Origin of the sequence: Paenibacillus sp. FSL K6-3182, from assembly GCF_037976325.1 — a bacterium.
In the GTDB taxonomy this organism is placed as follows: Bacteria; Bacillota; Bacilli; order Paenibacillales; family Paenibacillaceae; genus Pristimantibacillus.
In genome coordinates, this window is the sequence record NZ_CP150265.1 from 1458994 (window position 1) to 1482908 (window position 23915).

24 protein-coding genes are annotated in these 23915 nt (G+C 45.4%); 21 read left to right on the forward strand and 3 right to left on the reverse strand.

What is annotated here, in order from left to right; all coding sequences use genetic code 11:
- From MHH56_RS06295 to MHH56_RS06350, 12 genes are all read left to right on the forward strand, one after another.
- Positions 1-969 (forward strand): hypothetical protein, encoded by a 969-nt coding sequence (locus tag MHH56_RS06295; RefSeq protein WP_339207334.1) that lies wholly within the window; start codon positions 1-3, stop codon positions 967-969.
- The gene (locus tag MHH56_RS06300) at positions 969-1271 is read left to right on the forward strand and encodes a DUF2577 domain-containing protein (RefSeq protein WP_339207336.1); all 303 of its coding nucleotides are present in this window, start codon (positions 969-971) and stop codon (positions 1269-1271) included. Before MHH56_RS06295 ends, MHH56_RS06300 begins: the two co-directional genes overlap by 1 nt.
- On the forward strand, positions 1268-1669 hold the full coding sequence (locus MHH56_RS06305) for a DUF2634 domain-containing protein (protein ID WP_339207337.1): 402 nt from the start codon (positions 1268-1270) through the stop codon (positions 1667-1669). Before MHH56_RS06300 ends, MHH56_RS06305 begins: the two co-directional genes overlap by 4 nt.
- Positions 1662-2699, forward strand: a complete 1038-nt coding sequence (locus MHH56_RS06310; RefSeq protein WP_339207339.1) for a baseplate J/gp47 family protein — start codon at positions 1662-1664, stop codon at positions 2697-2699. Before MHH56_RS06305 ends, MHH56_RS06310 begins: the two co-directional genes overlap by 8 nt.
- Positions 2700-2702: 3 nt before the next feature.
- Positions 2703-3116, forward strand: coding sequence for a phosphoglucomutase (locus MHH56_RS06315; RefSeq protein ID WP_339207340.1), 414 nt, complete (start codon positions 2703-2705; stop codon positions 3114-3116).
- The gene (locus MHH56_RS06320; protein WP_339207341.1) at positions 3117-4139 is read left to right on the forward strand and encodes a DUF2793 domain-containing protein; all 1023 of its coding nucleotides are present in this window, start codon (positions 3117-3119) and stop codon (positions 4137-4139) included.
- A 12-nt stretch (positions 4140-4151) separates the two neighbouring features.
- On the forward strand, positions 4152-4646 hold the full coding sequence (locus MHH56_RS06325; RefSeq protein WP_339207342.1) for a tail fiber protein: 495 nt from the start codon (positions 4152-4154) through the stop codon (positions 4644-4646).
- Between the two features lie 3 nt (positions 4647-4649).
- Positions 4650-5267 carry a putative phage tail protein gene (locus tag MHH56_RS06330; RefSeq protein WP_339207345.1) on the forward strand — a complete coding sequence of 206 codons (618 nt, stop codon included), beginning with the start codon at positions 4650-4652 and terminating at the stop codon, positions 5265-5267.
- A 4-nt stretch (positions 5268-5271) separates the two neighbouring features.
- Positions 5272-6885 (forward strand): pyocin knob domain-containing protein, encoded by a 1614-nt coding sequence (locus MHH56_RS06335; RefSeq protein WP_339207347.1) that lies wholly within the window; start codon positions 5272-5274, stop codon positions 6883-6885.
- Between the two features lie 12 nt (positions 6886-6897).
- Positions 6898-7242 carry a hypothetical protein gene (locus MHH56_RS06340; protein ID WP_339207349.1) on the forward strand — a complete coding sequence of 115 codons (345 nt, stop codon included), beginning with the start codon at positions 6898-6900 and terminating at the stop codon, positions 7240-7242.
- A 536-nt stretch (positions 7243-7778) separates the two neighbouring features.
- Positions 7779-8324, forward strand: a complete 546-nt coding sequence (locus MHH56_RS06345) for a phage holin family protein (protein ID WP_339207350.1) — start codon at positions 7779-7781, stop codon at positions 8322-8324.
- Complete coding sequence (locus tag MHH56_RS06350; RefSeq protein ID WP_339207352.1) at positions 8317-9003, forward strand: N-acetylmuramoyl-L-alanine amidase; 687 nt, start codon at positions 8317-8319, stop codon at positions 9001-9003. Before MHH56_RS06345 ends, MHH56_RS06350 begins: the two co-directional genes overlap by 8 nt.
- A gap of 40 nt (positions 9004-9043) precedes the next feature.
- Here MHH56_RS06350 and MHH56_RS06355 read toward each other — a convergent pair whose 3' ends face one another.
- Positions 9044-9421: a PH domain-containing protein gene (locus MHH56_RS06355; RefSeq protein WP_339207353.1), complete on the reverse strand. Its 378-nt coding sequence runs from the start codon at positions 9419-9421 to the stop codon at positions 9044-9046.
- A 181-nt stretch (positions 9422-9602) separates the two neighbouring features.
- Between MHH56_RS06355 and MHH56_RS06360 the strand changes: the two genes are divergently transcribed.
- Positions 9603-9764: a sporulation protein YjcZ gene (locus MHH56_RS06360; protein WP_179089868.1), complete on the forward strand. Its 162-nt coding sequence runs from the start codon at positions 9603-9605 to the stop codon at positions 9762-9764.
- Between the two features lie 138 nt (positions 9765-9902).
- Here the strand turns inward: MHH56_RS06360 and MHH56_RS06365 are convergent, their stop codons facing one another.
- Together MHH56_RS06365 and MHH56_RS06370 are read right to left on the reverse strand one after the other, a co-directional pair.
- The gene (locus tag MHH56_RS06365) at positions 9903-13148 is read right to left on the reverse strand and encodes a LamG-like jellyroll fold domain-containing protein (protein WP_339207355.1); all 3246 of its coding nucleotides are present in this window, start codon (positions 13146-13148) and stop codon (positions 9903-9905) included.
- A gap of 297 nt (positions 13149-13445) precedes the next feature.
- Positions 13446-14231, reverse strand: a complete 786-nt coding sequence (locus MHH56_RS06370) for an HAD family hydrolase (protein ID WP_339207357.1) — start codon at positions 14229-14231, stop codon at positions 13446-13448.
- Positions 14232-14491: 260 nt separating this feature from the next.
- Between MHH56_RS06370 and MHH56_RS06375 the strand changes: the two genes are divergently transcribed.
- From MHH56_RS06375 to MHH56_RS06410, 8 genes are all read left to right on the forward strand, one after another.
- Positions 14492-15559: an ATP-binding cassette domain-containing protein gene (locus tag MHH56_RS06375; RefSeq protein ID WP_339207358.1), complete on the forward strand. Its 1068-nt coding sequence runs from the start codon at positions 14492-14494 to the stop codon at positions 15557-15559.
- 3 nt (positions 15560-15562) lie between these two features.
- A complete protein-coding gene (locus tag MHH56_RS06380) occupies positions 15563-17299 on the forward strand; it encodes a putative 2-aminoethylphosphonate ABC transporter permease subunit (protein WP_339207361.1) in 1737 nt (578 codons plus the stop codon).
- A 63-nt stretch (positions 17300-17362) separates the two neighbouring features.
- On the forward strand, positions 17363-18160 hold the full coding sequence (gene phnX / locus MHH56_RS06385; RefSeq protein WP_076269746.1) for a phosphonoacetaldehyde hydrolase: 798 nt from the start codon (positions 17363-17365) through the stop codon (positions 18158-18160).
- On the forward strand, positions 18157-19299 hold the full coding sequence (phnW, locus tag MHH56_RS06390; protein ID WP_339207363.1) for a 2-aminoethylphosphonate--pyruvate transaminase: 1143 nt from the start codon (positions 18157-18159) through the stop codon (positions 19297-19299). The genes phnX and phnW overlap by 4 nt, the downstream gene beginning before the upstream one ends.
- A 13-nt stretch (positions 19300-19312) precedes the next feature.
- A complete protein-coding gene (locus MHH56_RS06395; protein WP_339207365.1) occupies positions 19313-20500 on the forward strand; it encodes a saccharopine dehydrogenase C-terminal domain-containing protein in 1188 nt (395 codons plus the stop codon).
- Positions 20501-20555: 55 nt separating this feature from the next.
- Positions 20556-21341, forward strand: a complete 786-nt coding sequence (locus MHH56_RS06400) for a DeoR/GlpR family DNA-binding transcription regulator (RefSeq protein WP_339207366.1) — start codon at positions 20556-20558, stop codon at positions 21339-21341.
- A gap of 209 nt (positions 21342-21550) precedes the next feature.
- Positions 21551-22663 (forward strand): putative 2-aminoethylphosphonate ABC transporter substrate-binding protein, encoded by a 1113-nt coding sequence (locus tag MHH56_RS06405; protein WP_339207367.1) that lies wholly within the window; start codon positions 21551-21553, stop codon positions 22661-22663.
- Between the two features lie 124 nt (positions 22664-22787).
- A complete protein-coding gene (locus tag MHH56_RS06410) occupies positions 22788-23837 on the forward strand; it encodes an S-layer homology domain-containing protein (RefSeq protein WP_339207369.1) in 1050 nt (349 codons plus the stop codon).
- The last annotated feature ends 78 nt before the right edge of the window (positions 23838-23915 follow it).

The following is a 23915-nucleotide window of genomic DNA, read 5'->3' on the forward strand; positions in this document are numbered from 1 at the left end:
ATGCTGGAAATATTAATTGATAACCGCAATGGTAAAATATGGAATATTACAAGTCTTGTTCCTTCGCTCACCTACAAGACGAAACGAATTGGAGCGGCGTCTAGTTTGGATATGACGGTGCTTAAAGGAAGTCCATTTCAAAGTGCTTCATTTGAGGTGAACAATGGCGATGTCATTCGTGTCCGCAAAGATAATATCAATGTATTTTACGGATATGTATTTGAAGTGAGTACCGGTATGGATGAGAGAATCTCGATAAAAGCCTATGATCAGATTCGCTATTTATTAAGCAATTATTTTTATAAATTTCAAGGGGTTACCGCCTCTCAAATTGTAAAGAAAATTGCCGATGATTTTGGCTTGGAGACAGGCGTGCTCGTGGATACCAAGTACAAAATTCCATCCATGCTGGAGGATAATAAAAAGCTGCTTGATATTATTTGTAAGGCACTTGATCTAACACTCATTCATTCAGGCGGGAATTTTATGCTTTTGGATGATTTCGGAAAGCTTTCCTTGCGCAATGTGGAGGAGATGAAGGTTGATTTTGTAATTGGCGATTACAGCCTTATGTTTGATTATGGAATGAAGCGATCGATTGACGGCGATACCTATAACCACATTATTATTTTTGAGGATAATAAAGAAGCAGGCATACGTAAGCATCATCCCAAGAAGGATGACGCTTCAATCGCGAAATGGGGACGGCTTCTGCTTTATCAGCAGGCGGATGAGAAAATGAATGTGGCACAAATAAATGAACAGCTTAATCAGCTGATGAAGCTGAAAAACCGTGAGCAAAAGAGCATCAGTATTGATGCCATTGGTGATTTGCGAGTTAGAGCGGGATGTTATGTACCCGTAGTAATTGATGAGCTCGGCATTCACCAATATTTTCTCGTAGATGAATGCTCGCATAAATTCGAAGCGGACTCGCATACGATGAAGCTGGAATTGAGGGTGATTTAATGGCATTATTGGAGTCGATCAAGAAAGCGGGAGCCGCAGCCTACGCTGCAGGGAATCCGCTAGCCGTCATGGTAGGAAAAGTCATTCAAATCAATCCTCTGGAAGTAAACGTTGATCAACGTTTTACTTTATCAGAGGATTTTTTAATTATACCGGAAAGCCTCGTTAAGTATGAAGTTGAGCTGCAAACATCTGAGAAGCTGGTCATCCGCACAGGCTTGGAAGCGGGAGATGCGGTGTTAATGCTCCGCGTTCAAGGCGGTCAACAATTTGTAGTACTCGATAAGGTGGCTAAGCCATGATTCCACAGGGAGCAAATGTTGCGGAGGTAACGACGGTAGAGGAGCTCGAAACGAGCGAGACCTATAAGCTTGATTTAGCAAGCAAACGGATCATAGGCAGGACTGACGGGTTAGAAGCGGTCAAGCAGGCTGTATTCAAAATATTGCAAACGGAGCGATACCGCTATTTTTGCTACAGCACCAATTATGGTACCGAGCTGGAAAGCTTACTTGGAGGATCGCCATCTTATGTTCAATCAGAGCTAAAGCGCAGCATTCAAGAGACGCTTATGCAAGATGAGCGGGTGAGTGATGTCATTGATTTTCAGTATGAGATGAAGGATGAAGCTATCGTTGTCCAGTTTACTGTCGTAACGGAGTTTGGAAGCTTTGGAGAGGAGGTAAGCCAAAATGTATGAAAACATGACCTTTAGCTATTTGCTCCAGCGAATGCTGGATCGTGTACAAGGGAATGTAGATAAGCGGGAAGGCAGCATTATTTATGATGCGCTGGCACCGGCGGCTGCAGAGCTTTCTGAGCTTTATGCTCAGCTGGACGTCAATATTGATTTAGCTTTTGCAGATACATCGAGCGGGGAATATTTGTCTAGGCGTACAGCTGATTTTGGCGTCAATAGGCAAGCAGCTACGAGAGCGAAGCGGCTCGGTAAATTTTATGGCTCCAGCGGAGCGGCAATGGACGTGCCGATTGGAAGCCGTTTTTCGGCTGATTCGGTTAATTACATTGTAAGAGAGAGATTGGAAGCCGGCTCTTTTGTTCTTGAAAGTGAAACAGAGGGAGCAGCTGGCAATCAGCAGTTTGGCGATATGCTGCCTATCGATTATATTAGCTCGCTTGCTCGTGCAGAGCTAGTCGATGTGCTGGTGCCAGGTGAGGACGAGGAGTCGGATACACAGCTGCGCAGCCGTTTTTTTGCCGAGGTTCAAAATCCAGGGACGAGCGGCAATGTATCAGATTATATGAGATGGGCGTTGTCGGTTCCCGGTGTTGGTGGAGCAAGAGTGATGCCCTTATGGGATGGTCCGGGGACCGTGAAGGTTGTTATCGTCAATTCGGATAAGCAGCCAGCGAGCGAGGTGCTGCAGCATGCGGTGCTTGATTTTATCAATGAGAACAGGCCAATCGGTGCAGAGGTTTCAATCGTTTCGGCTTCGAGTGTGCCTATTCGCATCAAGGCTAAGGTTACACTTGCAGCAGGATATACGATTCAGCTTGTGAGCGCGGCTTTTGCTAAAGCAGTCACTGCTTATTTAGATGAAACGGCGTTCCGCATTAATTATGTGAGTATCGCTAAGCTCGGCACTTTGCTCTTAGCAGTACCCGGGGTCTTAGACTACGATCGACTTTTACTGAATGGCGGAAGCGATAATATCGGACTTGAGATTGACGAAGTACCTATTGCGGGGCTTGTTGAATTGGAGGTGTAGCCTATGCGATATCCTGCGGAGGTAGATCAATTTACGGTGAAGCTGAACAAAAAGGAAGGCAGCGAGCTGTACGTTATAGAAGAGCAGCTTGCCGTTCTTGGAGGGGTATTTGAGGGAGACCTTGCACATGATGACATACGCAAGGACAGCATTCAGGTCTATACAGGACCCGGCTTATCGGGTGAGAAGATACAAAATTATTTTCTGACTGTACCGGCTGAGACGCCTTGGAGGCTCCGAATTAAGCTTTTTGCGCAAGCTGAAGCTGTTTTTGTTACCTACGAAACACCAGGCGATCGGGTGGAAGCAGCAGATATTAATGATTTGCAGGTGAGTATTTCTGCAACGCAATTAGAAGTGGAAAGATACAAGAAAAGCGGAAGTATCGATGGCGGATCATTTTTGAGGAGGAATTAAATGTCGCAGACGATTCAGATCAAGCGTGGAACAAAAGCAGAGCTAACTGCATTCGGTGCTTTATTGGCTGGCGAAATGGGATTTTGCACAGATACGAAGGAAGTTTATGTCGGTGATGGGACAACAAATAGCATGGTAGGACGCGCGTTATCCGGCACAGAAGCAGCTAGACCAGCTGCAGCAGCCATGGGTAGGTTGTATTACGTGAGCAGCGGTACAAACAATGGATATTTGTATGCTGATGACGGTACCGCATGGAGAAGAATCAATGCGCAGAAGCTTACCGATTTGACAGGTACGCTGGATGACATTTCAGAAGGTGCCACCTATGCAAAGGTGCTAAAAGCTAACGTTACCAGCGGCAATGTAAACAAGGTGTCCGACGGTGTGAACGTGAAAACAGCAGCTGAGATTAAGACGCACCTGGACGATCCAACCAAGCACAGGCTTATTAATGATGCGGGTTTAGCGATCACCGATTTGTGGTCAGCGCAAAAGATTAGAAATGAAATTGAGCTGGCGAAGCATAACATCGAGCCGCAAGCTTCGGTTAAGGATAAGGACTTAGTGACCCCGCCAGCTTCGCCTGTCTTATCGGATCGTTACTTGATTCCTGCAGGCGCAACGGGCGTGTGGGCTTCACAAGTCAACAAAATTGCCGAGTGGAACGGTATAGCTTGGGATTTATACACGCCGCAAGTAGGATGGACATGCTACATCGATGATGAGCAGAAGATTTTTAGCTGGAACGGTACCGCATGGGTACGAACTGGCGGTGCGCTTCAGACGATTACAGCTGGCAGCGGTCTTACTGGCGGAGGGCAGGCCGATACTGTCACCCTTAGCGTTGGAGCGGGGAACGGGATTGCGGTTGCAGGTGCAGCAGTTAGCGCAAAAGCTGGCAAAGGTGTGCTCGTTAATGCGACAGGCATAGAAGCGAATATTGATGCAGACAGCATCGTTTATGATGCTGCGAATGGCAATCGCTTAAGGGTTGCCGTTATTGATGGCGGTACGTTCTAAGGAGGCGAGCAGATGCCAAGAAAAGTACTCATTCAATTGAGGCGAGGTTTAGAAACGAGCATTGGGCTGCTTGAAGTCGGTGAACTAGGGTACTGCACAGATACCCAGAAGCTGTACATTGGTACAGCCGGCGGGAATATTGTGCTTGCTGCAGCGCAGGCGACGGGCGACATGCTGAAAAGCATTTACGATACGAACAACAACGGAAAGATCGATAGTGCAGAAGCAGCGGACAGCGCGCCTTGGGCTGGTATTAGCGGCAAACCTGTAAGTTTCGCCCCGGCTGCGCATGCTCACGCGGCTGCAGATATTACCTCGGGTACCGTTGCCGTGGCCAGATTGCCTGCTGCGTCGGTAACTGCTGCTGGCGTTGTTCAATTAAGCAATGCGGTTAACAGCACGAGTGTTGTACAAGCGGCGACGGCCAATGCGGTGAAACTCGCTTATGATCTAGCCAGCGGAAAGCTTGGACCGGGAGTAACCTGGAATCAGCTAAAGGGGGTGTAGGTATTGTCCTATAGTCTAGCTTTATTTGGCGAACAGACGTATGGGGAAGATAGGGACGACGGGGAGGAGGCTCTCCATACGGAAATAGATCTCATGAAATATTTGCCTCCCTATTATTATGAAATCGTAGAAATGCTAGCTATTCAATCAAAGCTTGGCGGCGAACTAGGGGAGCAGGCTGAGGCGATTGAAACGTCATTTGATCAATATTTTGTACATTCGGCTACATGGGGACTGACGCGCTGGGAAAATGTGCTTGGACTGAAAAGCGACTCCTCTTTACCGGATGCTCGACGACGCGAGAGTATTTTTGCCAAGCTGCGCGGAGCTGGTACGACGACTAAAGTTAAAATTATCCAAACAGCTATCGCTTTCTCTGGCGGTGAGGTAAATGTAGTTGAATATCCGGCAGAGAGCCGTTTCGAGGTCGTATTTGTCGGGACGAAGGGGATTCCGCCCAATATGGCTGGCTTTATCCAAATGCTAGAGGATATTAAGCCCGCTCATTTAGCTTTTTCTTTGAAATACACCTATACAGTGTGGAATCAGATAGGAACGATGACATGGAATCAAGCGCGAATCAAGACATGGAGTGAATTAAGAGTTTACGAGGGAGTGTGAAAATATGCAAACGACAGGGAATTTAGGATTAAAAAAACCGGAAGGAACAGATGTTGTCGATATTGCGGATTTGAATGGGAATGCGGATATATTGGATACTGCGGTTAGCAATAAGGTAGATAAAGTGGCTGGGAAGCAGCTATCTACAGAGGACTATACGACAGCGGAGAAAACGAAGCTGGCAGGCATTGCTGCTGGGGCCAATGCATATGTGCATCCGGCTACTCATCCTGCATCCGTTATTACTCAGGATGCAAGCAACAGATTTGTAACAGATGCTGAGAAAACGGCTTGGAACGCTAAGGCGAGCACGGCTGTAGCCACCACTTCCGCAGCTGGTCTTCAGTCTGCGGCTGATAAGGTGAAGCTGGATGGGATTGCGGCGGGGGCGAATAATTACACTCATCCAGTTAATCATCCACCGTCTGTTATTACTCAAGATGCAAGTAATCGTTTTGTTACAGATGCGGAGAAAGCTGCTTGGAATGCAAAAGCTGGAACAGCTTCCCCATCTTTTACTGGTACACCGTTAACAACAACCCCACCTGATGAAGCTGCTACAAAACAGATCGCAACTGCAGAGTTTGTATACAATATGGCTCGATTCTCATCAGCGCCAGCAGTAAACTCCAATCCTAACTTGCTTCTGAAAAATGGGAAGTATGACCTTAGTAGTAATCATGCAAATATGCCATCTGGATGTAGTGGTCGTGTTTATATTGAAGTAACCGGTTATTTTGACGGGACGTACACCGCGCAAACGGCATATGACTTTAACAATAATAAGATTTGGACAAGACGTCAGACTGCGAGCACATGGTCGGCGTGGACACTGATAAGTAATGAAACAATGACACTCCAGTCCGGTAGTAATCTTAACAATGTAAACACCAACGGGTCGTACTTTATTAACAAGCCAACGTCGGGACCTGTACCGGGTGTAGAAGATTATTTCGTGACGGTGACTACATTAGACGTCAATTGGACTATGCAGACAGCTTATGATTTTAAATCCAATCGTATTTGGACCAGAAGGAAAGTAATAACTGCATGGGGAGCGTGGACACTGGTAAGTAACGAAACAATAATAAACGTTTATGATGCTAATCTTATGTTGGATAACGGAAATTATTACACCTATACGAATGTCAACATGCCTACAACTCATCTTGGTTGGACAGTGAATGTTGTTAATGTAGGCGATGCAGGACATATAAGACAAACTGCGTATGCACTTGGTAGCACAATCACGTATACAAGAATTAAAACTCCCTCAGGATGGGGCTCTTGGACTGAATTACTCACTTTCGATAGCAAACCTTATGTTGCTGGTTCCTATACAGGGGATGGTACGGTAACAAGAGATATTTTACTACCTTTTACACCAACTGCAGTTTTGATAATACCTAATAACTCAACACTTTTTTCAGCGTTGGGAACTTCATCAGCATCTGGTGGGCTGGCTGTGACTGGTTCAATTGTTAGCTCAGGTAATGCAAATGAAATTGTAATTGGGGCAATGAAGTTTATCATAACCCATGATAGGTCACTCGCTGCTTACTCATCAAGTGGCACAAATACGACTGGGAAAATTTATAATTATATAGCTTTCAAATAAGGAGGGTTCTAAATGATATTACATGTAAACGGTAGCTATGAAACAGGCGATTGGCTAACAAGGGAAACGTATCCCAATTCTCATTTTATTGACGAGAATACGAGTGAGGGCGCTGTACTTGCTGCAAAGATTTTAAAACTTTTCCCATACTTCACGCTTGATATTATTGAAGGAAGACTTGTTAACGTTACACAGCGCGATAAAACTAAAGAGGAAATTGACGCAGAAAACGCGCCAGCGCCGAAGACAGCTGAGCAGCTACGAATAGAGGAATTAGAAGGTCAAAACGCTAGTCTTCTAACTAGACTTGGCGATGTGGAGATTGCCTTAATAGAATTATTCGGAGGTGGAGTTTAGTGCCTAAGTATAAAGTGCGAATTTACGCAAACGTTACAAATACTAAATATAATGCAGGTGAAGGTACTCCAGCAGAAATTATCGAGACGTACAACTTATCCGAGTCTGATGCATCTGAAGTTCTAAAAACTTTCTATGTCATTAGACCAGAGCTAATAGTATAAATTAAACAGAATTTGATTATTGTAAAGTAGATTTAAAACATTCTGCTGAATGTAACAGTAAGTCAATTAAAACACCATAATTGATATATCGACTAGATTATTCTGAAACCTCCCCTTGTGGGAGTTGAGTCAAAAACCTGTTAGGTCGAAAAGTTAAAGATAATGTGGAGATACATGCTCAGGATGTAATCGGAATGTTATTTCTGATTGCGTCCTATTTTGCGTTTAAAAGATGACGTTTTCTCTGCAATATTGAAGATAAAGTTGATTTGTACAATTATTCTGCAACATGTAGTAAAAAGTATTTATCACTGTAACATTATTAATCAAAATAATATAGAAATATCATTCTCAACCAGAAAGGAGCTTCCCATGTACAAACAAATCCTATCCCAATATCTATCAGAAGGAAAGCTCACCGCAGCCGCGGTGGGCGCTTTTTTTGCCCCTGTGATTGATTCTATCTATGGAGGAGGTCGATTAATTCCAATTGCGCTTCTAATAGCAGTTATCGTGCTAGATTGGATAACAGGCATTGCCGCTTCACATAAAGACAAGACATACTCCTCCGAGTATGGGATGTTTGGGGTACTTCGTACCCTTTTTCTTTTGGCATTACCCGTCCTAGCCAAGCTGCTGGACTCTATGCTCAGTATGCCGGGGCTGTTCTTTTACGCCATTACGCTAGGCATCATTTATCACACATGGCAGTCTTTGACTGCCAACGCCTACAGAGCGGGCTGGGAGAAGTGGATTCCTAAATCGGTCATCGAGCATATTGATAGTGAGCTGAAAGCGAAGGTAGAGCGAGCGACAAAGCGAGGCAGCAGCCCAGATACTATTAACAATTCTGATCATACTGATCTATCTACCGATAACGAATCTACTACGAATAAAAGGAAGTCCAACAATGGCTAATTATACAATCAACCACATCCCCCCATCCACCCCCAACAATCGCCGCCCCGGCCATTTGCTTTTGCCGCAATCTATCACAATTCACAACACTGGCAACCCTACCAGCTCAGCGAGAAATGAAAGAGCGTGGCTTACGAACCCGACCAATACCCGAACCGCATCCTATCATCTTGTTGTGGACGAGCATGAGGTCATTGAGTGTTTGCCGCTGAATGAGAATGCGTGGCACGCGGGTGACGGAAGCGGCGCTGCAAGCGGGAATCGAACATCGATAAGCATTGAGATTTGTGAGAGTGGAGACTATGAAAAAACACTTTCCAATACTTGCGAATTAGTAGCAAAGCTACTGAAGCAGTACGGCTGGGGAGTGGAGCGACTTCGTCGCCATTACGATTGGAGCGGGAAGATTTGCCCAAGATTGATGTACGATAATGGCAAGTGGACAGGATGGGACCATTTCAAACAGAAGGTACTGGAGAAAATGAAACGGCCAACCGACAATCGAAAATCAGATCTTAATCTATCAGAAGCAGAACAAAGGCTTTTAATTAACACCCTCGGACAATTTACGGATCAAAAGCTTCTACAAGACACCAAATGGAGGGAGAAAGCGGAGCAAGGTACGTTAACGCTCTCGGAGCTGGCATGGCTGAATACAATGATCCTATCGCGAAAATAAATGAACCCCGCCGACCTCTAAGGTCTGCGGGGTTTATCATTTATTTTAAGACATATTCAGCTAAAACCTTCTGGAGATCGTAGATGTTCAGGTTTTTGTTGAATGTTTTTTGGATGGGCGTGACGCTGCCTGATATCCAAATCTTCAGCTCGGCATCCAGATCATAGTTTCCGGCTGTTTCGATGCTGAAATGAGTAATGCTTTTGTAAGGATAAGAATGGAAATCGATTTTTTTGCCGGTTATTCCTTGTTTATCAATGATGATGAGGCGTTTGTTCGTAAAAATGAACATGTCGCGAATCAGCTTGTACGCTCTTTCTACATTCTCCGATCTACTGAGCAAGTTGCCAAATTCTCTTTGCGCCTCATCAGGATTTACTTCAGAGGCGTTCCCCATTAATGCGTCCAAAAAGCCCATTTTAACACCATCCCTCTAATTCCATATGTACCTAAAAAAAAGGTTCCTTCGTTTACTTTATGCGCAGACAAGCAATAATAGATGGCTTTTTTAGGCATCTGCTGATTTCCTTCAAAAGCCCATACACTTTTGCCCCAGAATCATAGGATACTGTGTAAGTTAACAAAAAGGAGATGAACAAATGAGCTATGGAGTAGCAGGTGCTAATGTAGGTCCTGGAAACTGCGCACCTTACCCAGTTGCAGGAGTAGGCGTAGGCTGCGGCGGTGGCGGATTCTCAAGTATTGGATTTATTCTTGTCCTTTTTATCCTTCTTGTCATCATTTCTCGTTCTTGGCTGTAAGCAATAATGAAGCCAAAGCGTAAACGCAAGGCTTTCCAAACGCTTTCTAACTAAATGAAAGTATAATAACATCCCCATAGGCCTGAGCCATGGGGATGTTATAGTTTATCATATGGGACAAGTTGCTAATGATACTTATTATTCTACAATGGAGCGAGCGACGAGAATAAGATCTAATAGATCGATGACACCGTCTTTGTTAACGTCAGCTTGTTTAATTAGTTCCCAATCCGCTGAGCCTTCGCGTTTGCCGTAATGAATAACGATGAGGGCCAAATCCGAAATGCTGACTTTGCCATCTTGGTTTTGATCGGCAGGGTTTGTCGTTTCTTTTGGCGTTACTTGGATATTCAAGGTGAATGGAGCAGCATTAACTTCCGTTTCGCCGTTTGAAATTAAGATCGAATCCGCAGTCACTTTACCTGTAGTAACCGTTTGTGTTTCTTTTGCTTTAAAAGTAAGCTCCACAACCTGTTTACTGCCGGTAACCGCATTTTCTACCCCTTCACTAGCAAGAATGAGTCGGATTTTGCCTTTCTCATCATGGATGGTATTCACAATTTGAACCTTTTCAAGAAGTGAACGGCTAGCTACATATTCAAATGCATTCGGGTCATAGTTAAATGAGATATCTTGTGCATAGACGTTGTCCGAAACATCATTCAAGCCTAGCTTAATCGTAAAGGTTGAACCGGATACGACAGACGTTTTTCCTTCCAATACAGCAGTTGGACCGGATGTTTCTGTCCCTTCTTCTTTAACGGAAGCGGTGAAGTTAGGCAATGACTCTTTTCCTTGTCCACTTGCGATCATCGCTTGATGAAGCACCGCAGATGCACCGTTATTTTGGGACTGCGTTACTAACCGTACAATAGGCTGATCCGGCGAGATGGCGGAATCTGCTGTGAGGACGATTCTTGTTTTTCCATTGGCACTTTCATTTCGTAATACGGTAACACCAGCTTGAAGCGGCTTAATCGATTGGACCGTTAGATCGCCAGTCTCTAATTCGATATCCAAGGCTTTAGCATCAGTGTTCAGATGACTAACGGCGAGCTCATAACCTTTTAATTGTTTAGAAGTGGTGTCAACAATTTTGGTTAACTGAAGATTCGGAGCATCCGGTTTGTTCTGATCCTTCTGAGGGACGAACATGCCATCAATCGTCTTGGAATCGCCAATCGGTGAATCGACCTCCAGTGCAGCTAATATCGTTGCAGCGATATCCTTCGTTGTTCCTCCTTGCAAAAGCTTCTCCTTGCCTACATCCGTTGCAATTGTTCTTCCGTTTGCTGCGATAAATACCGTTTTGGCAAGCGGCGAATCTTGTCCATGGGCAGTAGCGCTGCCGAGCGTATGGTCTGCGTTTTCTGTGCCGCCGCCATGATCGGCTGTCATTAGAATAAGCGTATCGTCCAGCAGGTTTTTGCTGCCGAGCGAGTCATAGATCGTTTTTACAAGGTTATCTGTTTCCATGAGTTTTGCGTAATAATCCTTCGTATAGAAACCGAGCGAGTGTCCGACACCGTCCACATCATCCAATTGGAAGAAAATAAGGGATGCATCGTATGCTCTGCCGTCTGCCGCATATTTTGCAAAAGCATTGACGTTTGCTTTATCGCCCGCAGAATATCCTTCGGCACCAAGGGACGGTTCAATATGTCCATTAATGATGTTGGACCAAGTTGTAAAGGCAGCGAGCTTAGTCTCCGGGAATTGTTCGCGCAATTTTTTGAAGACGGACGGGTAAGGCGATGTTTCACTATAGGAATTATTTGCGCTAATCGTATTGTCAATTTGATGCTTGCTGTAATCCACACCATTTAACATGGCACCCCAGTTAGGAGATGAAACCGTAGGCAGCGTCGTTGTTACGGAATAACTAGCAGCACCTTTCTCGATAATACCGCGCAGTGCGGGCAGATTTAATCGGTCGCCTACCGTTTCCTTCACAGAGCTTGGCGTTTCCCAGTATGGCGCATCCTTCGATACCGACATGCCGGCACCGTCAATGCCGATAACGACAACTCGTTTGTAAGGCATATATTTTACTTTATCAGCAATATTGGATAGTTCTTGAACGGACTTCCCTTGAGCCAAGGCAACATCACCAATCGTAATATGACTGTCTTTGTTAATATCCTCAGATGCTTTTGTATTAATCTGAACAGTTTGCGCAGGCGTGTTCAACGTTTCCTTCACATATTTATTACCGCCTACGAAAAATTCAGCAGAGGTCACTTGAATCGTGCCTTGTCCACTTGCATCCTTCGCAAAAAAGTAAACATCAGACAGTGTAGATGACGCGAATTCTAAAGGGTTGGTTTTGTTATATACACTTCCAGCTGGGAGTTCCAGCTTAACGATGCCTGGTGTTGAAGTGTCTACTTTCGTTGCTTTCGTTGCACGTGAGAATGTGAATTTGCTGCTGTCATAGGCAATTTCTACGCTCGCGCTGTCGATCGCGGTTGTCATGGAAGGGGTGCGCAGGTCGAGCATCTGCCTAAATTCTGTGCCAGGAGTTGTGGCTGTTGCACCTACGAATTTTAGCGTGCCATTGAATTTATCGCTGACTACTATGGGCGGAGCACTATTGAAAATTTCTGTAACCTCTTCAGGGGTGATCGCACGATTCAAAATGAGAACCTCATCGAGCTGCGCTTCCAAAGCTGCAGAATATTTGCCAGTGCCATCATTGCCGAGCATTGTGGATAGACCAGAATCGATCGTTCCTGTGCGACCAGTAATGCTAATTGCGCTTGCGATATTATTGAATTTGGTCCCGTTTGAAGTAGAGACTGCAACAGGCACGCCATCTTTATAAAAATCTACGCGTCCGACGGTACGGTCATGCGAGATAACGATATGGTGCCAGCTCCCATTAGCGACGTTTGGAATATCAGCATCTATACGTGTTCCGCCTGCCGTGTTGAAATTCCATCTTAGCCTTTTATCGGATTGAAGAGAAAGGTTGTAGCCAACATTAGCACCGCTGTTCCAGTCTTTGTTGGATAGAATGGAAGGATCGGAATCTACGCCGGAGGACTTCACCCAGAAGGAGAAGCTGAAGCTTTTATCGACTCCGAATTGGAGCTGTGATGGCTTGCCTAGATTTACGTATTGTTTATTGGCACTAGTTGAACTTAAAGAAAGGGCTTGTCCGATTCTTCCGGGAACGTAAGTTGGAGTGCCGACGATGTCAGCCGAGAGAGTGTTTGTGGAACTATCAGCGGCATTGTTCTCAAAGCTGAACTTTGCATGCAGGTCGGCATTCACAACAGCTGCAAAAGCGGTTTGGCTGAGCGGAACAAATCCTCCTGATGCGGTAATTAATGTAACGGCAGCAAGCGTGGATACAAATGCTTTTTTTATCGTCTTATTCATGAATAATAACCTCCAATTTTTCGAATAGGTGTCTCGTGAAATCGATTAGGGGACAGTAGATTTACTTTTATGGCATAGGGGCCATAATCCAACATCCTTCCCACACATAAATTAAAAACAAAACAAATAATGTCATTAAATAATGTGATTAATTGTTTTTGTGTGTTTTTTGTTCTTCTTTATCATAAGGTTGTGTTGTTAAACAGGTGTAATCGCAATATGAAGAAATTACTAAAAAGAGGCTCCACCTCGTCGAAACGACAAGGTGGAGCCTCTTTTTATAGTAGTAAGAACAACTTATAGAGGAAGCAGCGCTTCAATATCTCTCAAGGATTGTATTTCAAAAGTTGGACGTGCGGCACCTTCTGGCAGCTGCTGTCTCGATCGATTTAGCCAGGCGCTTGCTATACCGGTTCGGCTCGCCCCCAAAATGTCGGTAAACAAATTATCTCCTACCATTAGACATTGCTCAGGTTTTAGCCCCGCGAGATTCATCGTGTGCTCGAAAATTTGCGGAGCCGGCTTGCCGCAGCCGACTTCTCCCGAAATAACGATATGGGGAAAATAATCGGATAATCCGTTGATGCCATAGAGCTTCTCTTTCTGTAAATCAGGTGTTCCATTGGTCAGCAGCATAAGCGTGTATTTTGCAGATAATGCTTCGAGCACCTCAAATGTTTCTTCATATACATAAGGGCGCTTGCGCCGCTCGGTTGGAAACTGTTCAGCAAGCTTGACTGCAAGGTCTTCATCGTGGATGCCGAGCTCTTGTAGTCCTCTCTCCCAAACGTTTTTACGGAAAGCAGGTGCTTCCTCTTTCATTAATTGCAGCTCTGCTGCTTCTCCATCATCAAACCGGGCCCACATCGCTTCCATCGCAGTTACTTCAATATTCGCTAAGTAAGCGTAACATTCCAATTCACGAAAAACAGAATGAGCAGATTGAATGATAGATTGCTTTAAAAGTCCTATTTGTAAACCCAATGCTTGCTCGGCTGCTTCGCATGTTGCTTCGAGTGCCTCGTCTGTACTTTTCTCATCCCAAATCAGCGTGTTGTCTAAATCGAAAATAATCGTTGTCATAAGTGTTGAACCCGTCCTTTTTTTAGTTTGTTGTCTTTGCTAAAGAAATGAAAAAAAGGTTGTTGCACATAAAATACAGCATTCGGATCTTTAAAACAACTTAAAACCATAATAAAAGCAATTAAACACACAATCTTTACTTGTGTTTGACACTCACTTAACAAATCTATTTTAAACTGCTAATAGATCAACGATGCAAATGCTTTAACTTCATAATACCGTTCTTGAACGATTATTACGAGAACACAAGGAGAATGAGAATGAAAAATGAAGGATTAGCGATTAATGGTATTCGCAAGGCATTTGGCAGCTTTCAAGCACTCCATGATGTCAGCGTTCATATTCCGAAAGGGAAATTCACATGTCTGCTCGGCCCAAGCGGCTGCGGCAAGACGACATTGCTGCGTATTATCGCAGGTCTTGAACAGACTGATGCCGGCACCGTTATCCTTGATGGAAATGATATTACGACGCAGCATACATCCAAACGCAACTTTGGCATCGTTTTTCAATCGTATGCGCTATTTCCAAATCTAAGTGTGAGCGACAACATTGGCTACGGTCTCAAAGGGAAACAGCCGAAGCATCAAATTGAAGAACGTGTGAAGGAGATGCTGGAGCTCATTGGACTGACTGAGGTGAGGGATCGGTATCCAGCACAGCTCTCCGGAGGCCAGCAGCAGCGGGTGGCGCTCGCAAGAGCAATCGCCTTATCGCCTGATATTTTATTGCTGGATGAGCCGCTTTCTGCGCTTGATGCGAAGGTGCGGGAGAAGCTGCGCGAACAGCTATGCGAGCTGCAAGAGCGGCTTGGCATTACGACGGTTATGGTTACGCATGACCAAGAGGAAGCGCTCACGATGGCGGATCAGATTGTCGTCATGGATCAAGGACGTGTTGTCCAAATTGGCACGCCGCAGGAGGTATATGACAAACCGAATACGCCTTTTGTCGCTGATTTCATTGGGGCTATTAATTTCTTCCCTGTAGGAACAGAAAGATGGATGGGGGCAAGCCCAAATGATTTGTTAGCTATAAGGCCGGAACATATCCAGATTGATGAGGAAAAGCATACGGGCGGCCTATCTAATGATAGCGGAATTAGCGGATTTGTTCAGCATGTGGAGTTTCGTGGCGCATTCTATCGTGTAAGCTTGCAGCTTGCGAATGAACACGGGAAGCACTCAGACATAAGCGTAACGGTGGATATATCAGCGCAAATAGCTAATCGATTTGAATGGTCGCGCAATAAGCTATTTCATCTTCAAATGCCGCAAGAGCGTATGCTTCATTATCCTGCGGCAATCGCTGGGAACGTGGGGAGGTAGAGAATGAAAGGGAAAATAGATCAAGCTCTGCCCTCGCAGTGGGTGAGAAAAAGCAATCAAAAGTTACGGGAGAGCAATGGCGTTATTAAGCTCCTGCTAGTGCTAGTCCTGCTCACACTTATTACTGTTATTGTCCTGCCGCTGTTCGCGATGTTTAAGCAGGCGTTCATGGATTCAGATGGAAATCTGGTTGGCTTCACTCATTTTTCATCGTATCTGCAGTCAAGATCACTCATTCAATCGATGCTGAACACGATTACCGTATCCACAGCTACAACCGCGATTGCTGTGCCGCTTGCCTTTGGGCTGGCGTTCGTATTGACTCGCACAAATATTAAAGGTAAGTCCTTCTTCAAAGCTCTTGCCATGCTGCCCTTATTCGCACCAACCATGATGCACGGGCTCGCGCTTACTTATTTATTTGGTCATCAAGGTCTTATCTCTACGGGGTTGTTCGGACTGCTGCCGTTTGAGTGGCGAATTCCGCTCTATGGAAAAGTAGGCATCATCATTTCTGAGGTCATTTATACGTTTCCGCAGGCGTTTCTTATTTTGTGCGCGGGGCTTGCCGTCAGCGATTATCGCTTATATGAGGCAGCCGAGTCGATGGGCGCGAGCAGCTTGCGAAAAATGTTTACCGTAACGCTGCCGTCTGTAAAATATGCGCTGCTCAGCGCAGTCGTCATTTGTTTTACGCTCAGCTTCACCGATTTTGGAGCACCGAAGGTCGTAGGCGGACAGTATAACGTGCTGGCCACTGATATTTTTAAACAGGTTGTCGGCCAGCAAAATATGTCTATGGGAGCTGTAGTCGGCATCGTGCTGACCATTCCCGCCATTCTCGCGTTTATCGTGGATCGAATCGTCACGCGGAAGCAGCAGGCTTACGTCACATCAAAGTCTGTTCCTTATTCCGTGAAGAACAATCGGCTGCGCAATGTTTGGGCGTATACGTATGCGATTGTTTTATCAGCCATGATATTGCTGTTAATGGGAGCTGTTCTGCTTGCTTCTCTCGTGAAGAAGTGGCCGTATGACATGTCACTAACGTGGAGCAACTTCGACTTCTCCAATGCAGCGGCAGGTGGCTTCGATCCGTTCTGGAACAGCATTGAGATGGCCGCTTGGACAGCGGTAATCGGAACGATCATTACGTTTTTGTTTGCTTATTTGATCGAAAATGGACGTGTCTATCGTCCGATCCGGCAAGCTGCTTATTTCTTGTCGATTTTGCCACTGGCGCTTCCAGGGCTGGTCATCGGATTATCTTTTATTTATTTCTTTAATCATCCGTCCAACCCGTTTCACTTTATTTATGGAACGATGATTATTCTTGTTTTGGCTAATGTTGTGCATTTTTACTCCGTTCCATTCATGACGGCAACCGCAACTTTAAAAATGCTGGACAAGGAGTTCGACAACGTCTCGGAGTCCATGAATGTCTCGAAACTGCGGACATTTTATCGCATTACGGTGCCATTGTCCTTGCCGGCCATATTAGAAATGGCAGTTTACTTTTTCGTAAATGCAATGGTGACGGTATCTGCACTGGTCTTTCTGTATGCATCGGACTTGCGAATTGCCTCGGTTTCCATCGTCAGCATGGACGATGCGGGCGATACGGCAGCGGCGGCAGCGATGTCTGTGCTCGTTGTTCTCCTCAATGTTGTCGTTCGCTTTCTATATGAAGCGGGCACCGCAAGGCTGAGACGCAAAATGTCAGCTTGGCAGAAGCGATAAGGCGATGCCAAAAACAATTTTTCAAAAAAACAAATACACATTATACGATGGAGGTTTTTACTCATGATTAAAACAGTCATATTGGATTGGGCAGGTACAGTGGTTGATTATGGAAGCTTTGCTCCGGTTGAAGCGTTTCGCCGCTTATTCGAAGAAAGAGGCATTGAGGCGTCGTTCAAAGCGATTCGGAAGCCGATGGGTCGCATGAAAAAGGACCATTTGCGCGATATTTGCTCCGATCCTGATGTGTCTGCTGCATGGCAAGCGAAGTTTGGCAGCAAGCCAAATGAAAATGACATTGATGAAATGTACGAAAAGTTTGAACCGATGTTGTTCTCCATTCTTCATCAATATGCTACACCAGTGCCCGGAGCGCTTGCACTTATTGAGAGACTTCGCGAGCAGGGCATCAAGATTGGAACGACGACAGGTTATACGCGTCCCATGATGGACATTATTGCGCCGGAAGCTGCGAAGCAAGGATATTCGCCAGATAGTACTGTAACGCCAGATGAAGCAGCCGAAGGCCGTCCGCATCCATGGATGATTTTCCGCAATGCGGAGCTGCTCGGTACGTATCCGATGAGCCATATCGTCAAATGCGGCGATACCGAAGCGGATATGAGAGAAGGCCGTCATGCAGGCGTATGGTCAGTAGGCGTTATTTTCGGCGGGAATGAAGTGGGTTTGACACAAGCGGAAACGGAAGCCCTGTCTGAGGGCGAGAAGGAGAAGCTGTTTGTTGAAGTTTCGGATCGCTTGATGCAAGCGGGAGCACATTTTATCATTCGTGAGATTGGCGAGCTGGATGGCGTTATTTCACACATCAACGAAAGACTACAAGCGGGGGATCGTCCATGAAATCACATAATGATGCATTATTGCTAACAGAAAATCCATATCTACTTCTTACGCCAGGACCGCTAACGACGACTCGAACCGTGAAGGAAGCGATGATGAAGGATTGGTGTACGTGGGATGATCAATACAATCAGCTGGTATCTTCGATAAGAGAGCGGCTCGTGAAGCTTGCTGCACAAGCGGCGGCAGAAGACTATACTGCTATATTGATGCAGGGCAGCGGGACGTTTAGCGTGGAAGCCACAATAGGCACGGCGATGCCGAAGCAAGGCGGTAAATTGGCTATTGCCGTTAATGGAGCTTACGGCGAGCGAATGGTTCAAATTGCCGACGTGCTTGGTATTTCAGTTACGCCAATCCGTTTTGACGAGCGCAGCCCTATCAATCCGGAAGTCATCGAGAAAGCACTTCAGGATGATTCGCAGATTACACATGTTGCCATCGTACATTGCGAAACGACAACAGGTATCCTTAACCCTTTGAATGAAATAGCTCAAGTTGTTAAGCGCCATAATGTCACGTTTATTGTTGACGCTATGAGCAGCTTTGGCGGTGTAGCTATGGACATAGATGAGCTGGGCATTGATTTCCTCATTAGCAGCAGCAACAAATGTATCCAAGGGGTACCGGGTTTTGGTTTTGTAGTTGCCCGCCGTGATGCCATTGCCAAATGCAAGGGCCATGCGCGCTCTTTATCGCTTGATTTGTATGACCAATGGGACATGATGGAGCGCTCGAATAGCAAATGGCGTTATACCTCGCCGACACATGTTGTTCGCGCATTCGATCAGGCGCTGAAGGAGCTTGAGCTTGAAGGCGGAATTGCGGCTCGGGAAGCTCGTTATAGCAGCAATCAACAAGTAATAACTGAGGGGATGGAGGCTGCTGGTTTCAGTGCGCTGCTTCCTCGTGAGTGGCAATCTCCTATTATTACAGCATTTCGTTACCCAAGCGCTAACTTTTCATTTGAATCATTTTACGGAAGCTTAAAGAAGGAAGGTTTTGTTCTGTATCCAGGGAAGCTGACCTCGGAGCCGACTTTCCGAATTGGCAGCATCGGTGATGTTAATCCAGCAGATATGGAACGATTGGTACATGTGATCAAAAGCATTTATTCATCCTTTGACAAGGAACAGTAGGAGAGTGAAGACGATGAAAGTATTTTGTCTTGGCGGTGCAGGTCGAATTTGTATGGAAGCGGTGCTGGATCTTGTTCAGTACTCCTCATTTGAGGTCATTACGATCGGTGATTTCAATCTGGAAGCGGCGCAGCAGCTTGCTGCCTCACTGAATGATAAACGTGTCAATGCAGTCAGAGTGAATGTACATGATCATGCGGCAACGGTAGAACAGCTTCGCGGCTACGATATTGTAATGGATGGAACTACGATTACATTAAACGGCTTGTCCACGGCATGTATTGCAGAGGCTGGCTGCCACGGCATTAATTTGAACGGCTTTGGCGAAGAAGATGCAAGTCACGATGTATTTGTCCGCAACGGAAAAATGTGTTTGCCTGGCTTCGGGATGACGCCCGGTGTAACGCAAATGATGGCGATGCATGCTGCTAATCAGTTGAAGGAAGTGCATGAGGTACGGGTTAGTCATGGCTCATACCGGCCGATTGCATTCTCCAAATCGATAGCGGAAACGACGGTTTATGAGTATGATCCGAAGCTGCCTGGACGCGTAGTTTATGAGAAGGGGCAATTCATTCAGGTGGAGCCGTTTGCTCGTCCACGTGAAATTGAGCTGCCAGAGCCGTACGGCAAATCGATTCAATACATTATTCCGCACGCAGAGACAAGAACGCTGGCAAAAGCGCTTGAGAGCAAGGATGTTCAGTTAATTGAAGTACGCGGTACATGGCCTCAGCAAAATATGAGACTCGTCCGTGCGTTATATGACTATGGGTTTATGCGCAACGATCGTATAAACATTGCAGGCCAGGAAATTGGCATTATGGATGCGATTGGGCAATACTTATTCGAATCGCAGGAAGGCCATGAAACGGAATTATACGGTTATTCTCTTCATATTGAAGTAACAGGGATATCGGCACAGACTGGCGAAGCTTGCAAATATACACTTACCCATACACATCCTGCATCGGATGGTTCAGTAGAAGGCTGGGAGAAACTCCGTGCGTACACTAGAAACGTCGGCATTCCACTTGCGATAGCGACGGAGCTTATTGCGAGCGGTCAGACGTTATGCAAAGATCAAACAGGAATCATAACACCGGAAGAAGCTTTTGAACCGAGCATTATATTTGAGCAGCTAAGCAAGCGCGGCATTCTCATTCATGAAAAGATTGAGAGTTTAGTTGAAGTAGGCTAGAATACGATTAATAATCAAAACAGTAGACTAAGCTGAAGACGAAGGGGAAATAGAGATGTCGCTAGCCGGAGAAGAGCGGAAGCAGATCATCATTAATATGCTGCAGCTAAAAGGAAAGGTTCGAACGCCGGAGCTTGTGCAGGCGCTTGATGTATCATCGGAAACGATCCGCCGTTATTTGGAGGAGCTGGAGGATGAGCTTAAGCTCAAGCGAGTATACGGCGGCGCCGTTAAGATTAATGTGGAGCGGGAAGAGCCCGCTTATGTTCGGCGTGAGGTGCAGCAGGCTGAAGAGAAAAGAAGGATCGGACGAGCTGCCTCCTCTCTCATTCAGGATAAAGACGTCGTTGTCATCGACGATGGAACAACGACGCTGCAAATGATCGATTCACTTGCTTACAAAAAACAACTTACCGTTCTTGTTACATCCGTTTATACCTTAAACTTGCTGATTGGCTACAAAAATCGCAATATATTTGATGGTGAAATCGTGCTTATTGGCGGTCGCATTAACCCGAAGCATTACCGGACATCCGGTACGCTTGCGATGGAGTTTATGTCCAGTTTTAATGTGGATAAGGCTTTTATCGTTGCTGACGGTTTACAGATTGATAGCGGTGTGACAAGCTACGAGGATGAGCGCGGCGTGTTGGCTAGAACTTTTATGAAACAAGCCAAGCAAACGATCGTGTTAGCTGATTATACGAAGATTGGGACGAACCATTTTTATAAGATTGCCGATTTTAAAGAGATTGATATGATTATTAGCGATGTAGCGCCTCCACAGGCTTGGCGTTCCAAGCTTGATGATCAGGATGTGCACTGGATTGTAGCAGAATAGCTGTTTATGGCAAAGGAATCTTTGAGTCTAATAAGACTTGGAGGTTCTTTTTTTTTTACCAACCAAATGCAAATTACTCAAAGGAAAAACACATCTAATTAGCGGAAATCAAAAACAAAACAATTTATTTACTTGTATTTTACAGTGCGTTAAACAAACAAGCATATAGTAGGAATAGAGAAGAAGAACAAACAAAGGGAGAGAAAAAAATGAAAAGAAGCTGGTTTCTGCTTGTGAGCATGATAGTTATTGTTACGGTATTATCCGCATGCGGAGGTAACGGAGGATCGAGCAGTAAAGGAAATAACAAAATGGGCAATACTTCTGAAGCAACAGAATCAACAGAATCATCGCTTGATACGGATAGCAAAGAACTTACCGTATACACTGCGCTTGAGGATGATCTTATTAAAGAGTATTTGAAAACTTTTTATGAAAAATACCCAGACATCAAATTGAATATCGTTCGTGATTCAACAGGTATCATTACGGCTAAGCTGCTTGCTGAGAAGGATAATCCGCAAGCGGATGTCGTGTGGGGCGTTGCAGCAACAAGCTTGCTAGTACTGGATCAAAACAGCATGCTGGAGCCTTATTCTCCTGCTGGCGTAGATCGGATTCTTGCTGAGTTTAAAGATACTAGAAGTCCGGAGCATTGGGTAGGCATTGATGCATGGGAGACTGCTTTTATTGCTAATACGGTTGAGCTGGAGAAAAAAGGTTTGGCAGTTCCGAAGACATACGAGGATCTGCTTAAGCCAGAATATAAAGGTCTAATCACGATGCCTAACCCTGCATCATCTGGTACGGGTTTCCTCACGGTATCGGGCTTGGCGCAGCTGCTTGGAGCAGATAAAGCATGGGAATACATGGACAAACTGCATGAGAACATTGGCATCTACACACACTCAGGTTCGAAGCCGGCAAAAATGGCTGGTACTGGCGAATATCCAATCGGGATCTCCTTCGGATACCGCGGTATTAAAGAAAAAAGCGGCGGATCGCCAGTTGAAGTAGTGTTCCCGGCAGAAGGCTCAGGCTGGGATGTCGAGGCAAATGCAATGATTAAGAAATCGAAAATGAAAAAAGCAGCACAGACGTTTTTGGACTGGGCAATTACAGACGATGCAATGGCTGAATATAGCAAAAACTATCCGATCGTAGCTGTGAAGAGTGACACTAGCGTCATTCCAGAAGGTTATACTAAAAACCCGATTGAGCAATTAATCAAATACGATCTGCAAGAAGCGGCTAAACAAAGAGACACTATTTTAAAAGAGTGGAGCAACCGCTACGACAGCAAGAGCGAGCCGAAATCATAATAGTTGTATAAAGAAAAAGGCTGACAAGCGCTAGTTAAGCTGCTGTCAGCCTTTTCACTAGCACGCTCCCTATTGAACATAACGAAAAACACGATTTGGAAGGAGAATGGACATGTTGTTGAGAGTGAAAAAAATAGCAATTTTGTTAATAGTGATGACGTTGTTTTCTGGCGTCTCTACGCTAACGGGCATTGGCCGCTCAGCTTTGCTGCCTGCTGCATATGCTGCGGCTGCAACGTTGTCGCTTACCGTCAATCAGAAAAATGCGGCAGTCGGACAGCCAGTTGAGGTCGTTGTAAAAGGGGAGCAATTAAATGATTTATATGGCTTCGAGATTAAACTGAAGTACAACACAGCAAAGCTTAAATTCAAACAGGCGACAGCAGCGTGGAAAGGAATGCCTATTTCACCGATTGATAAAGATGGGGTTATAACATTCGCTCATACGAAGATTGGGAAGGATAGCGGAGTGAGCGGATCGGCAGTTATTGCGACGTTTACTTTTGAGGGAGTTGCGAGTGGAAAGGCGAGCGTTGAGCTGGTAGAAGCGAAGCTGGTCGATAGCCAGGTCAAGGCGGTTCAGCTGAAAAATGCGGCGAAGCTGGCTTTGCTCTTAAGTTCTTCGACGCCAGTATCCTTCAGTGATATAAAAGGCCACTGGGCTGAGGCAAATATTACAAGAGCGGCTTCGCTTGGCATCGTAACAGGCTTTGAGAACGGTGCTTTTCAACCTAATGGCTGGGTAACGCGTTCGCAATTTGTTGCTATGATCGGCCGTGCATTCGAGTTGAATGCTAAGCAAGCGAAGGAAGTTAATTTTAAAGACAAGGGACAGTTTCCAGCTTGGGCAGAGGCTTTAATAGCGGAGGCTGTGAATGCTGAGGTAATTAGCGGTTATGACGATGGTACTTTCCGGCCAAACCGCCATATTTCAAGAGCGGAAATGGTGGCAATGACGATGCGTACATCTGGTTTTCCGCTCGACGAGAACCCGTCAATTCGTTTTGCGGATGCCTCGCAAATACCAGCTTGGGCTAAGCCGGCTGTAGCGGCTGCTGTTTCTCGCAATCTGCTTAAGGGGAGAAGCGGCAATCGCTTTGAACCGCAGGCAAAGGCTACTCGTGCAGAAGCATTGACGTTTATTTTGACGCTCATCGATAGCCAGAATAAATAGACTTGTTCACCCAGAGCAGAGGCGTTTAGCCATTTCAAGAAAGTGTGGGCGGGCATAAAAAATGAGCAGGAGCACATT

Bases quoted from the DNA above. Each gene is read 5' to 3' on its own strand.
- MHH56_RS06395 (WP_339207365.1), top strand. From the start codon at position 19,313: ATGAAAGTATTTTGTCTTGGCGGTGCAGGTCGAATTTGTATGGAAGCG.
- MHH56_RS06295 (WP_339207334.1), top strand. From the start codon at position 1: ATGCTGGAAATATTAATTGATAACCGCAATGGTAAAATATGGAATATT.
- MHH56_RS06405 (WP_339207367.1), top strand. From the start codon at position 21,551: ATGAAAAGAAGCTGGTTTCTGCTTGTGAGCATGATAGTTATTGTTACG.
- MHH56_RS06325 (WP_339207342.1), top strand. From the start codon at position 4,152: ATGCCAAGAAAAGTACTCATTCAATTGAGGCGAGGTTTAGAAACGAGC.
- MHH56_RS06400 (WP_339207366.1), top strand. From the start codon at position 20,556: ATGTCGCTAGCCGGAGAAGAGCGGAAGCAGATCATCATTAATATGCTG.
- MHH56_RS06375 (WP_339207358.1), top strand. From the start codon at position 14,492: ATGAAAAATGAAGGATTAGCGATTAATGGTATTCGCAAGGCATTTGGC.
- MHH56_RS06345 (WP_339207350.1), top strand. From the start codon at position 7,779: ATGTACAAACAAATCCTATCCCAATATCTATCAGAAGGAAAGCTCACC.
- MHH56_RS06380 (WP_339207361.1), top strand. From the start codon at position 15,563: ATGAAAGGGAAAATAGATCAAGCTCTGCCCTCGCAGTGGGTGAGAAAA.
- MHH56_RS06360 (WP_179089868.1), top strand. From the start codon at position 9,603: ATGAGCTATGGAGTAGCAGGTGCTAATGTAGGTCCTGGAAACTGCGCA.
- MHH56_RS06340 (WP_339207349.1), top strand. From the start codon at position 6,898: ATGATATTACATGTAAACGGTAGCTATGAAACAGGCGATTGGCTAACA.
- MHH56_RS06320 (WP_339207341.1), top strand. From the start codon at position 3,117: ATGTCGCAGACGATTCAGATCAAGCGTGGAACAAAAGCAGAGCTAACT.
- MHH56_RS06300 (WP_339207336.1), top strand. From the start codon at position 969: ATGGCATTATTGGAGTCGATCAAGAAAGCGGGAGCCGCAGCCTACGCT.
- MHH56_RS06305 (WP_339207337.1), top strand. From the start codon at position 1,268: ATGATTCCACAGGGAGCAAATGTTGCGGAGGTAACGACGGTAGAGGAG.
- MHH56_RS06335 (WP_339207347.1), top strand. From the start codon at position 5,272: ATGCAAACGACAGGGAATTTAGGATTAAAAAAACCGGAAGGAACAGAT.
- MHH56_RS06350 (WP_339207352.1), top strand. From the start codon at position 8,317: ATGGCTAATTATACAATCAACCACATCCCCCCATCCACCCCCAACAAT.
- MHH56_RS06315 (WP_339207340.1), top strand. From the start codon at position 2,703: ATGCGATATCCTGCGGAGGTAGATCAATTTACGGTGAAGCTGAACAAA.
- MHH56_RS06370 (WP_339207357.1), bottom strand. From the start codon at position 14,231: ATGACAACGATTATTTTCGATTTAGACAACACGCTGATTTGGGATGAG.
- MHH56_RS06310 (WP_339207339.1), top strand. From the start codon at position 1,662: ATGTATGAAAACATGACCTTTAGCTATTTGCTCCAGCGAATGCTGGAT.
- phnW (WP_339207363.1), top strand. From the start codon at position 18,157: ATGAAATCACATAATGATGCATTATTGCTAACAGAAAATCCATATCTA.
- MHH56_RS06355 (WP_339207353.1), bottom strand. From the start codon at position 9,421: ATGGGCTTTTTGGACGCATTAATGGGGAACGCCTCTGAAGTAAATCCT.
- MHH56_RS06365 (WP_339207355.1), bottom strand. From the start codon at position 13,148: ATGAATAAGACGATAAAAAAAGCATTTGTATCCACGCTTGCTGCCGTT.
- phnX (WP_076269746.1), top strand. From the start codon at position 17,363: ATGATTAAAACAGTCATATTGGATTGGGCAGGTACAGTGGTTGATTAT.